Source organism: Halosegnis sp., assembly GCF_042216475.1.
Taxonomy (GTDB): Archaea; Halobacteriota; Halobacteria; order Halobacteriales; family Haloarculaceae; genus Halosegnis.
This window is the reverse complement of sequence record NZ_JBDGTV010000018.1, coordinates 19,665-31,004: the sequence shown is the minus strand read 5'-3', so window position 1 is coordinate 31,004 and position 11,340 is coordinate 19,665. Positions and strand designations below refer to the sequence as shown.

The window sequence follows — 11,340 nt, the reverse complement described above, 5'->3', positions numbered from 1 at the left end:
TCGCCATCGTCGCCCTCGCCGGCGCCGCGCTCCTCGCGCTCCGGCGCGACTAACGACTGACGGCTAACGGCTAACTACCGGTCGCCGGACCGGGCATCTTCCGGCTTCGCAGTGCGGTGCGGTGCCATTCTTTCGACGCGCTACACGGAGAGCGATAGCGCCGTCCCACGGTATAGCAGTGACACAATCTGCTAGCCAGGCAGACGACCGGGACAGCACGGCTAAGACAATCGACACACCTCGCACCGTGGATGAGGGCGCGTATCTGGACAGCGTTCGTCTCCACGCCCGCTTGCTCCCCGATTCGCGACGCACCATCACAGTTGGAGACCGATACAATCGACACCAGCAGTAGGCCGCCGATACGTGTCACGGGAGCAGAACGAGAAGGCACTTATTACCACCCAGCAGTACCGCATGCATGGATCGGCGGACGTGGCTCACCACCAGTGTCGCTACGCCGAGGGTGCTCCTCGGCGGGTGTGTCTCTCAACGTAGGCAGAGCCTACACCGGCGACATCACCGACCTCGAGGGAGACCGTGACAGATTCCGAACGACAGGCCGCTCACGGAGATGGTACCACCCGCACCCGCTGGCCTCAGGCGAACGATCGACGACGAGCCAAGTACGGCAGCTCGAAACGAGCACGAGGCGACCGCAATCGTCTCCGCCTCGTATCGTGACGACGACGATGCAGTACTGGACGACCGAACCGTCCGTCTCTTCCGCTTTCAGGATGCGGCCGCTCCGCGTCAAATCCTCGTTGACATCCTGAACAACATCGAGTTCGACTCCGGCCGTGTAGGAATCGGCGTGCTTGCCGACAACGTTGGAATCGTCGCTGCGGCGCCACAGCGCGAGCAGGCGACCGACCTTCTAACGGCCAGCCCCGTCATCACGGACAGTTGCCTCGAGACTGCCGTCGTTTTGCCGACACGGACCCGGACAGCGGACGATGACACACCACGACAGACTACCGGGGAGTGACTGTCCACATCGGCGGCTTGTCCGTGGACTGTGGCAGTCGGAGGGCAACGACCAAGCGAACAGCTGATCGAGGCCGGCATGACCATCGGGCTACTGTATCCCAGCCGACTCAGTGATAGAATAGATGTCTACCGCACGAGCGAGCGACAGTACGGCATCGTCTTAGGAGTTCACGTTCGTGACCCGGAGGTACACCTCGTGGGCCGTCCCGTCGGCGAAGTAGAACGTGACGGTGATGTCGGCATTCGACGCCGAATCCGCGAGATCGTATTTGATCTTGGTATTGCCATTGTCGAGCGCGCGGAGAGAGGCATCTAGCACTACCCCGTTTTCGAACGTCGCGTCTGTGTCGAGGGCGTACTGTGACCCGTCGAGTTTGATCGTGCCGGTCGCACGCGTCCCGGTCTGATTGGCGCCATCCGTCGACCGTGGCTCGAGTTCGACCTCGGGCGAGCTGGGTCGCTTGAGCTTATCGATACCATTCACTGCCGAATTCTGGTTGCCGGGCGTACTCACACTGATATCCGTTACCGTCTTGCTCTCGCCATTGGCAACCTGCAGATCGAACGACAGCGTCGACGTTTCAACGTCTGGTGCCGATCCGTCGACGGTTTCGACGCCGGTGGCCGGCGCTGGCGGTGGCGAGTCACACTCGAAGGCGACAGTCACACGGCCTGTCATCCGACTCGTCTGCCAGGTGACCGGGGCGTCTTCTTCCAGTTGCTGGATGCGATCGACGAAGTTGGTGAACGAGTCCGTCCCGGTGCTGGGGTCGTTGTAGTTGCTCGACTCGAAAATATCAATTTCGCTACCATCGTAAATAGCGGTGGCAGCACTGGCCGTCAACGTCGCACTATCGCTGTTACCGTTGCCGTCGTAGATTTTGACCTGCTTCTTGTTCCACGACCCGTCTGTCGCACGTGCCAACTTCACGTCGACTGTGTAGCTCTCGCTTTTATTATCGGTGAGCGTCCCGGCGATACGGATGACCTCTCCCTGCAGGTTGTTGCCATTTGGCTTGCTCGCAGGCTTGCCGTCGGAGAGACGCATCTGATCTGTACAGGTGATGCCCTTCCACAGGCCGTTCTCCGTCGAGAACGTAACCGGATTATCGCCGTTCTCGTAGTTCGAGATGCCTCCAGTCCCGGCGCCGCTGTTCGTGGTGTCACCACCGCGGCCGCCATCGTCTGTGACGAAGTCGTTACCGTAGGCATCAACGCCGGGCGGACTAGCACCACCAACACCGATGGTGAAACAGCGAATCTCGTAGTCGCTGGGAATGCTGCTGATGGTTACAGTCGTCCCAGAAGCTGAGATATCGCCCGCGTATGACCCGTTGACCAGCTCGTCTTGCCACACTGATTCAGGAAGCTCCGTTGGCAGCCGAATCTCGTTGACCTGCTTGCCGCTCACTTCGCCGATAATGGTACTCCCTTCCAACTGCACCGTGACGGGCGTGATACTAGCACTCGTCGGGAGTGTACCGACCAGCCGATAAATATCGATCTGCTTGCGATCCGTGTCGATAATCGTCTTGGCCGAACCACCCAACAGCGCGACATTACCAGTGTCCCCATCCCGGGCGTAGACTTGCCCATTCTCGTAGTGGATTGGCTGCGCATCGAGATTCGCGTAATCTGGATTGTACTGAATGCCGTAGGTTGAACTGCCACCACACACCTCACTCGCGAGGTTCGTCCCCGTCCCTGACTCACTGATGACGACTGGCTGTGTCTCAAGCCGTTGCTGGAGGTGGCCGGTGGCTGGCGGCGGATTGATTGCAATCACGCGCGCTGGGTACTGCACACCCCGGTCGACGGTCGTCGACCGTGACCCGTTGAAACCAGCGATCGAAGTTATTTGGCTTCGCAACCCCACCATATCAGTCTGTACCTCGTCGACGTAATGGTTGAATTCGACCTCCCGATTCTCCTGTGGAACGACCGTTGCCTGATTGACTGTCAGCCCGATAACGATGAAGCTGAAGACGAACAGCGCACCGATAACTGTCGAGACACCACGAGAATCGGATATAAATGTCGCGTGGTCACGATTGCCATCACCCCCCATTCCTCCCGTATACAGTCTGTTATCACTAATAAATATCGCCAGGGGTTCACTGCAACCGGGACACCGGTTGTCATTCTGCAACGTATGGGAGTCCTCCGGCGATACTGCTATAATGGCTGGTCGACAGATTGGAGTATGGATTTCGCGGCGGCGGAAGAGAACTGCACGCGCGTGCTGTCGGAGGTGAGTGCCGCGGTTGTCGTCGACCGGCCGTTCCTCGAGCACATCCTGACAGCCGTGATTGCAGACGGCCACGTCCTCCTCGAGGACGTGCCCGGGACCGGCAAGACGCTGACCGCCGGCACGCTCGCCGAGTCGCTCGGCCTCTCGTTTGCACGGATTCAGTTCACCCCGGATATGCTGCCGGCGGACGTCACCGGCTCGAACGTCTATAACGAACAGTCGGGTGACTTCGAGTTCCGCGAGGGCCCCCTGTTCGCGAATATCGTGCTCGCCGACGAGATCAACCGTGCCCCGCCGAAGACGCAGGCGGCACTCCTCGAGTCGATGGAGGAAGGACAGGTGACGATCGACGGCGAGACGCACCCGCTGCCGGAGCCGTTCATCGTCCTCGCGACGCAGAATCCCGTCGAACAGCAGGGGACCTTCGAGTTGCCCGAGGCACAGCTCGACCGCTTCTGGATCAAAGAGTCCATCGGCTATCCGGACCGCGAGGGCGAGACGAGGATTCTCGACCGCCGGGCCGACCGCGAGGCGGGGACGCCCAGCGCGGAGGCGGTGCTGTCGCCAGCAGAGGTGGGTGACCTACAGACGATTCCCGAGCAGGTCACCGTCGACCAGGAGTTGCGCTACTACATGACCGACATCTCGCGGGCGACCCGCGACGACAGCCGCGTTGAAGCAGGCGTCTCCCCACGCGGCACTCAGCGGCTGTTCGAACTTGCACGGGCACGGGCCGTCCTGCAGGGGCGTGATTACGCCATTCCGGCCGACATTCAGGACATCGCGGATGCGGCACTCGCCCATCGGCTCGTGTTGACGCCCGAGGCGCGGGTTGCCGACACGTCGAAGCGCGACATCATCAGCGACGTCATCACACAGGTAGAGGTCCCGAAGCTGTCCGAACAGGACCCCGACGAGGATGGCTGACCACGAGTCGAGTCCATCCCGACGCAACGCGAGGCCTGCCGCGACGAGTGTGCGAGGAGCGCAGCGACGCGCAGAGCGTCGTTACGTCGGCCGGGCGGCGTTGAAGCCGAGCAACAGGAGGATGACGCCACCCAGCAGCAGGATGAGGATGAGCGGCGACTGACCGAGCGTAGACTCGGCGGCCGCCGCCGTCTGGAGGAGTGTCGCGACCGGGCGCGTCAGGTTCGTCACGACGATGACGAGCGCGGCAGCGACACCCACCACGGCGAGACTCATCCCGTGATGAACGAACTCGTTGGGCGTGACGGCCAGCCGCGTGTCGAGATCCCGCGCCAGCTGCACGCCGAACTCGGCGCTGTCCCAGATGAGGAGCGCACCGCCGATGCCCACAGCGACGAGTGCCGTCTGCGAGAGCGACGTCGCAGCGACGATGACGGCCGTCACGAACCCTGCGCTTGCGATGCCGGCAAAGGCACGCGTGTCGGGGATGAGTTGGAGACCCCGCAAAACACGGACCGTGACCAGTGCGGCCAGTAACGGCGCGAGCGCGCCGCCGATAGCCCCGAGCAGGAGCGCCTTTAGTCCGACAGTCGTCACGGCGCTGAACACCGCCGGCACGGTCTGCAGTCGGGAGAGCAAGAGGCCTCGAGGCGTCGCGACTAGGATTGCAACGACAACGCCGACGGCGGGCAGCAACCGCATCGTCGACCGTCCGACCGTTGCGAGTCGCGCCGCGCGAATCCAGCCCAGGACGGCGAGCCCGAGGCGGACGAGACACGCAGCGACCGCGAGCCCGATGGCCCCCGCGAGCACGAGGGGCGAACTGAACACGGGGACGACCACCTGCAGATAGACACCGACTGCCCCGGCGACGGCCGACGACGGCCCGCCGGGCTTCACTGCCGGCAGGGTCAAGACGGTGGTCACAATCAACAGGAAGAAGACGGCCGTGATACTCCGGCGAATCGCACGGGACGGCACGAGGTCACCGGGCGTCAGCTCGAGGGCAATCATCGCCCGGAGGAGGCTATTCCCCGCCAGGAGCGCCGCCAGGACGAACAGCAGCACGACCGGCGGTGCTGCAACCGGTATCGTGGTCAGTCCCCGGAACGCCTCGCCGCTCACCTGGAGTGCGGCCTGACTGGCCGCACGGATACCCCCAACTTCGACTAATGCGATACCGCCGGCGACCACCCAGAGGACGACCACTGACCGCACGAGTGCGCGACGCACACGGCGCAGTGCCGGCAGGGACGCACTGCCGCTCGCGAGCAGGCCCACGGCGTACCAGGCCCCGACGAGCGCACAGCCGGCGACAATCGTGAGCGGCCCACGGCCCTGGACGAGCGGCAGCCCGATCGCGAGGAACGCAAGCGCCGCCCCGATGACGGCCGTCGTCCCGAAGACGAGCCCGAGCACGTGCCGCGTGTACAGCGCGTAGCCCCCCACTGCAATCAACAGGCTGCCGACGATACCAGCCGCCGCGACCTGGCCAAGCCCGGTCCCACCCACAGTCACCACGGTCGCGATGCCGGCGCCGAGCAGCATCATCACGGCACTCAGCACCGACGGGAGGTTTCGGGACTGATCCGCGTGGCTCATTGGTGGGCCACCTCGTCGAGGATGCGGTCGAGCGTCACCGCCAGCGGCTCGGCCGGGTCCCACTCGATGACGGTGCCGTGACTCCGGAGCGTGTCGATACGAAGGGCCCGCTCCCGTCGCGCGAGTTGCTGACCGATACTCTGGTGCGTCATAACGGTCGGCGAGAGGATGCTCACGTCGTGGCGGTGGGCCCGAAGCGCCCGCGCCAGCTCCATCGGCCCGTCGTCGAGCAGCGACGAGACGAGCAGCACCTGTGCGTTCCCGGGGAGCCACGCGATGAACTGCTCGTAGCGGGCGACCGGCGGGGTATCGAGCGACTGGGCGCCACCATCGGCGGCCACGGCTGTCTCGCCGTCGAAGACCATGTCACCGCGCGCCTTGTGGTCGCTCCCCGCGCCGACGTCGAGCGCGCGCAGGTCGCCGCCGAGGAACCCGACACCGACCCGATTCCCGGTCTGCAGGAGGGCGTTGAATGCCCGCTCGCCCGCGTACATGGACAACTCCGTGAGCGTCGGTTCGCCAGGTGCCGTCCGTTGTTCCTCCGACCGCCGCTGGTCCACGACGACGACCATCGTGACCGACCGGTCCTCGCGGAACTCGACGGTGGTCAACTCGCCGGACTGGGCGAAGCGACGCCAGTCGATCTGGGTGATCGAGTCGGTCGGCTGGTATTCACGTGTCGAGTGGAACTCGATGCCGCCAGCGCCGGCCTGCGACGTCACCCGGCCCACGTCCCGCGCGGTCTGGTCGGTCAGCGGCACCTCTTCGGCCGGAATTGCACACGTGAGCGTCGTCTCCACCTCCGGCTCGAGCTCTGCGACATAGCTCCCGCTGAACGAGTAACACACGACCGTCGGCGTCCCGAAGTGGTGTGTGCCCCGGCGCGCCGCCACGTCGTAGCTGAACGACCGGGCTTCACCGGCCGGAATCACGAGCCCTGCGCGTGGGTCACCGTCGACGACACCCAGATCCTCCGGGAGTGCATCGACGATACGGAGGTCCCGAATCAGCGAGTCGGAGTCGTTGGTGACGGTGACCGTGACGGTGACGTGCTCGCCGGGCTGTGGCGACGCCGGCGAGAGGTCGCGCGAGATGGTGACGGCCGAGGGGGTGGCAATCACCACACGCCCGTAGAGGAGTAGACCGATGGGGACGGTCGTCGCCAGCAGTAGCACCGGCTCCTGCAGTGCGATGCCGGCTCCAGCGAGGACGAGTCCGGCGATGGCGAACACCTCCCAGCGGTCTGTTCGGTGGCGTTTCATGGCTCTGCCTCCGGATTGGTGACGAGTTCGTCGGCCACACGCCGATACTGTCGGACGAACCGTGGCTCGTAGCTGAACCAGTCGAGGATGCGGAGCCACAGCGGCTGGTCGACCTCGTCGCTGAAGAACGCCGCTACCGTCTGGCTGTCCGTCCACGTCCCTGCCTCGAGTGCCGTCTCAGCCTCGGTCTCCGAGCAGCCGTCACGGCGCGTGACGTGCCACACAGCCAGCGCTCGCAGGTCTGCCCGGAGGTCGTCGGCCGTACTCGGCGTGACGCCGTGCTCGACGGCCGTCTCCAGCTGTGCTTCGATGTCGGTTCCGATGATGTTGTCCGACGGTGGATCGTTGTCGGGATACGAGATCGTATCGAGCGTGTCGGTCTGTCGAGACCGTCGGCCGATCGTCGCCGTGGTCACGCTGAAGAACAGCGCTGTCGCCCCGATGATGAGGAACAGTTGGTCGGGCGCCGTGATGAGCCTCGTCAGAGGCTCCTGGACGCCGACGGGAACGAGCGTCGGGCGACGTTGGATGACGATCCCTGCAGCGAGCAACGCGACACCACTGCCCAGCCAGAGCCAGCGCCGCTTACGCATCGTCGGTCTCCTCCGATGGTGTCGATTCACTGGCCTGGACGAGCCGCTGTTTGGCCTGCTGTACGGCCTCGACCCGGTCTGCCGGATTCCGGTGGCCGAACTGGACCTCTTGGTAGGCGCGGGCGATGGTCCGCGCTGCCTCGTCCGGATAACCGGCCTCGACGGCCCGGCTGATGACCGTCCGGATGCGTCGCGGATGGCGAACCGACGCGCGTGCCAGCAGTGTGTTCCACGCCTCGAGAATCGTCTCGATGGCGGCCCGTTCGTCGGTCGAGAGGTCGGCCAGCGGCTGGCCAGCGATGGCCGCTCCAGTGCGGTCGAGATCACGCGGCGTCGACTCCGCGTCGGACAATTCACGACGGAGCCGCCGGAGCCACGCCACAATGTCGGCCGGGAGCGTGCGGAGGGCTGCAAGCAGCCGGCGGGCGAACGCCGCGCGCGACTCCTGGAGTTGGGTGATGGCGTCCGTCAGCGCCCTGCTGGCGCGGTCGAACAGTTCGACCAAGGTGTGGGTGAGCGAGCGGGCAAGCGCCCGCGTGCGCCGTGCCACGCGCTCGAGTGTCTCCCTGAGCCGGGCAAGCGCGCCACGGGTATCACCGGCCGCGCCCCGGAGCCGACGGCTGAGGTCGAAGCGCGCCTCCGCGAGCAGGATTGGTACGACTACGATGCCGAGGATGAGCAGCCACCCGAGCCACACCCGCTCGATCTGGGTCGTCCCGGTGACGGCCCCGCGTGCGGCCTCGACCGTGAGCGACGCCTGCGGCGGGAAGACCGGAATCGTGAGCTGTGCCGTCCCGTTCTCGGTCGTCTCGACGGTCGTACCACCGCCGGTGACCGGCAGCCCCGAGATGGGCGTCGACTCGATGGTCGCCGTGACGGTCGCCGAACTCCCGGGGAGAGGCACAGGCAGCTCGGTATCGGTCGCCAGCGACACATCGGTTGGAACGGCCGTCTCGGTCTTGCCTCGGACGGCCCCGCGCGTGACCGTCACGTTGAGCGATTCGTTGAACGGGACCGTCAGATTCAGCGCGCCAGCGTCGTCCGTTCGGCCGACAGGCATGCCGTTCCGGTAGACGCGGGCATTCGGGATGGGGTCGCCGTTCACTGTCGCGGTCGCGACGACCGACTGACTGGGAATCGGCGTCGAATCGAGGGTAACGGACGCGGTTGTCGCCAGACTCCGCGTCGTCCCGGCGCGGACCGGCCCCCGGACGACGGTGATGTTGACCGTCTCTGTGTACGGAAGTGTGATTGTGGCAGTCCCGTCCGCCGACGTGGTAGTGGCCTGCTCGCCGTTGACGAGGACAGCCGCGCCCTCGAGTGGGAACGATGCGACGGTCGCCGTCACCGAGACGGACGTGCCTGGCGTCTCGCCGGCCTCGACATCGAGTGCGGCCGCGGTCGTCAATTCGAGTGTGCGTTCGCCGCTGGCCTCGCCGCGGGTGGCGTTCAGTGTGACATTCCCTGCGTACGGGTAGGTGACCTCGGCATAGCCCGTCTCGTTGGTCGTGTACGTCTGCTCGCCAACGGTGAGGGTCGCGTTCGGCACTGGCACGCCGTTGATGACTGCGCGGACAGTCCCGGCCTGTCCGGCGACGGTCGGGCCGTCCGTGAGCAGGTCGATATCCGTCGGGACGGTGATGACAGTCCCGTCGTCGCCGGCCGCCAACGTGCCGGCCGCGGTCGGTCCCTGGCTTGGTATCGAGGCGGTGACGGTCCGCGTTCGGGGCTGAACCATGAATGCCCGGGTCGCTGTGGCTGGCGCGCTCCGGCGAGCCGATTGCTCGGTCTCGACCGGCGTGATATGGTAGACGACGGTCGGCGCCCCCGGTTGCAACGACCCGCTAATCGCGTTCGATGATGACTCTTCGGCCGCGCCAACAGCCGACTCTGACCCGGAGCTGCCCGAATCCGACGGCGTTTGGCCTGACGACGGAGTCCCCGTCGCTGTCGTGGTCGATGTCGGCGTTGGTGTTGGTGTCGGCGTTGGCGTCGGTGTCGATGGCGAGACGGGGGCGTAGACGGTGATATTGAGTTGCGACGCGTACGGAACGGTTCCGCGCACCTGTCCGTTCGCGTCGGTCGTGCCGATTGCGTCGCCATTGAATCGCACCTGATGATTCTCCAGCGGACGACCATTCCGTGTCGCAGTCACGGTGATGGTGTTCCCGGGGACGACCTCGCCGCTCGTTTCGATGGTCGCATCGATACGCTCCCAGTCGTCTGTAGCCACAGCGCTGGCGAGCGCACCAGCCGTCCGGACACGCGTGTCGCGCGTGTCGGTCAGTGCCGACCCACCGGCCGTGTCACGTTCGGTCTGACGGTCCGGCGGCGTCGGGTCGAACGTGACCCACCCGACATCTGGGAAGTACACCTCGACCCAGGCGTGTGCGTAGGCACTACGAACGATTGCGGTCCCGTTTGCTGCCGTCTCCGAGGGTGCATATCCGACGACATAGCGAGCGGGGATATCCTGCGTCCGCAGCATCGCCACCATGGTCGAGGCGAAGTACTGGCAGTAGCCGCGGTCCATCTCGGTGACGAAGTTCGTCGCGATGTGGCTGTCCGGGCGGTTGACCTGCAGCGAGTATACCTTGTTCGTCTGCAGCCAGTACTCGATCGCGACGGCCGTCTGCAGCGGTGTCGTCGCATTGGCGGTGATCTGGTCGGTCGTCGCAGCGAGTTGTGGCGGCGTATCCGCGGGAAGCTGTGTGTATCGCCGCTGGAGATCGGCCGGGTACGCCCGCCCCGATGCGTTGAGTTCGCTGACGGTCCAGTCGACACGCGCGGTCGTAATCGTCAGTTCCTCACCGGCCGCAAGCGGCTCTGTTGCGACGATACCACCCGTCGAACGAATCTCGAGGCTGTCAGCCGGGATGCCGTCGACGGCGACCGGCTGCCAGGGGGCGGGAATCTGGCGGCTCGACTGGCGCAGTTCGACCCGGTACTGTTGTCGCGTCGTGTCGGGAGCCGACGCATCCCGGGGGCCGGTGTACGCGCTCGTCGCCGCGGGCCGTGCCCAGCCGGTCCCGTTGTATTCACTGTAGGCCGCTGTCCGCCAGTACGGCTGAGCCACCGGCCCGACCGTGCCCGCGGGCGTACTCGACGAGTCGCTCTCTTGGGCTGTCGCCGTCTGCTCCCCACTCGCGGTTCCACTGGCAGTAGATGTGCCTTGGCCACTGTCCGTCCCGCTACCGGTCGGCGTTCGACCGGCAGCTGTCCCGGCCTCGCCACCGGCCGCTGTGCCAGCACCTGTGCCAGCACTCGCCGTGCCAACTCTGGTCCCGGTTCCAGTACCCGAGCCGGATTCACTCCTGCCGCTGGCTAATTTCGGCGCCGATTCGTTCCCTTGGTAGGATGTCGCACTGATATTCGACCACGCAAGATTAACGCTCTCGGCGGTAGCGCTGCTGGCCGCACTCCCGGCGCCACTCCCCGCGCCGCTACCGGTGCCAGCACCCCCGCCACTCGCAGTGCCCTGCGCGGCAGGCACCTCCGCGGCGGTCCCGCCGATACTCGGACCTTGCAGCCCCTCCTGGCCCAACAGCGGCGCTGCGACGGTGAGTCCCGTGACGCAGAGGAGCGCGAGAAGGACGGATGTGACACCTCGTCGCACAGCAGGACGTCCTATCGAACCTACATACACGCTCGGATTGTGGCAAGGCCATCGGACTTGCCAAGTGTCTGCTGCTATCTGTTACCGCCTCCGTCGCTA

Annotated in this window: 7 protein-coding genes; 2 read left to right on the top strand and 5 right to left on the bottom strand. The window is 65.4% G+C overall.

Translation table 11 applies throughout. The features are described 5' to 3' along the window. Nucleotides 1–574: 574 nt before the first annotated feature. Nucleotides 575–988 (top strand): hypothetical protein, encoded by a 414-nt coding sequence (locus ABEJ63_RS11285; protein ID WP_375796476.1) that lies wholly within the window; start codon nucleotides 575–577, stop codon nucleotides 986–988. A gap of 162 nt (nucleotides 989–1,150) precedes the next feature. Here ABEJ63_RS11285 and ABEJ63_RS11280 read toward each other — a convergent pair whose 3' ends face one another. Then, nucleotides 1,151–3,058, bottom strand: coding sequence for a hypothetical protein (locus ABEJ63_RS11280; RefSeq protein ID WP_375796475.1), 1,908 nt, complete (start codon nucleotides 3,056–3,058; stop codon nucleotides 1,151–1,153). A 135-nt stretch (nucleotides 3,059–3,193) separates the two neighbouring features. On the opposite strand from ABEJ63_RS11280, the gene ABEJ63_RS11275 reads away from it, so the two are divergent. After that, nucleotides 3,194–4,168: an AAA family ATPase gene (locus ABEJ63_RS11275; RefSeq protein WP_375796474.1), complete on the top strand. Its 975-nt coding sequence runs from the start codon at nucleotides 3,194–3,196 to the stop codon at nucleotides 4,166–4,168. An 81-nt stretch (nucleotides 4,169–4,249) separates the two neighbouring features. Here ABEJ63_RS11275 and ABEJ63_RS11270 read toward each other — a convergent pair whose 3' ends face one another. From ABEJ63_RS11270 to ABEJ63_RS11255, 4 genes are read right to left on the bottom strand one after another with little or no spacing between them, the layout of a single operon-like run. After that, nucleotides 4,250–5,770, bottom strand: a complete 1,521-nt coding sequence (locus tag ABEJ63_RS11270; RefSeq protein ID WP_375796473.1) for a hypothetical protein — start codon at nucleotides 5,768–5,770, stop codon at nucleotides 4,250–4,252. Continuing rightward, complete coding sequence (locus tag ABEJ63_RS11265) at nucleotides 5,767–7,032, bottom strand: DUF58 domain-containing protein (protein WP_375796472.1); 1,266 nt, start codon at nucleotides 7,030–7,032, stop codon at nucleotides 5,767–5,769. Before ABEJ63_RS11265 ends, ABEJ63_RS11270 begins: the two co-directional genes overlap by 4 nt. Then, nucleotides 7,029–7,625 (bottom strand): hypothetical protein, encoded by a 597-nt coding sequence (locus ABEJ63_RS11260; protein ID WP_375796471.1) that lies wholly within the window; start codon nucleotides 7,623–7,625, stop codon nucleotides 7,029–7,031. Before ABEJ63_RS11260 ends, ABEJ63_RS11265 begins: the two co-directional genes overlap by 4 nt. Beyond that, complete coding sequence (locus ABEJ63_RS11255) at nucleotides 7,618–11,241, bottom strand: transglutaminaseTgpA domain-containing protein (RefSeq protein ID WP_375796470.1); 3,624 nt, start codon at nucleotides 11,239–11,241, stop codon at nucleotides 7,618–7,620. The genes ABEJ63_RS11260 and ABEJ63_RS11255 overlap by 8 nt, the downstream gene beginning before the upstream one ends. Between the last annotated feature and the right edge of the window lie 99 nt (nucleotides 11,242–11,340).

Coding starts and splice junctions, on each gene's coding strand:
- ABEJ63_RS11285 (WP_375796476.1), top strand. CDS start 575: ATGGTACCACCCGCACCCGCTGGCCTCAGGCGAACGATCGACGACGAG.
- ABEJ63_RS11275 (WP_375796474.1), top strand. CDS start 3,194: ATGGATTTCGCGGCGGCGGAAGAGAACTGCACGCGCGTGCTGTCGGAG.
- ABEJ63_RS11270 (WP_375796473.1), bottom strand. CDS start 5,770: ATGAGCCACGCGGATCAGTCCCGAAACCTCCCGTCGGTGCTGAGTGCC.
- ABEJ63_RS11265 (WP_375796472.1), bottom strand. CDS start 7,032: ATGAAACGCCACCGAACAGACCGCTGGGAGGTGTTCGCCATCGCCGGA.
- ABEJ63_RS11260 (WP_375796471.1), bottom strand. CDS start 7,625: ATGCGTAAGCGGCGCTGGCTCTGGCTGGGCAGTGGTGTCGCGTTGCTC.
- ABEJ63_RS11280 (WP_375796475.1), bottom strand. CDS start 3,058: ATGGGGGGTGATGGCAATCGTGACCACGCGACATTTATATCCGATTCT.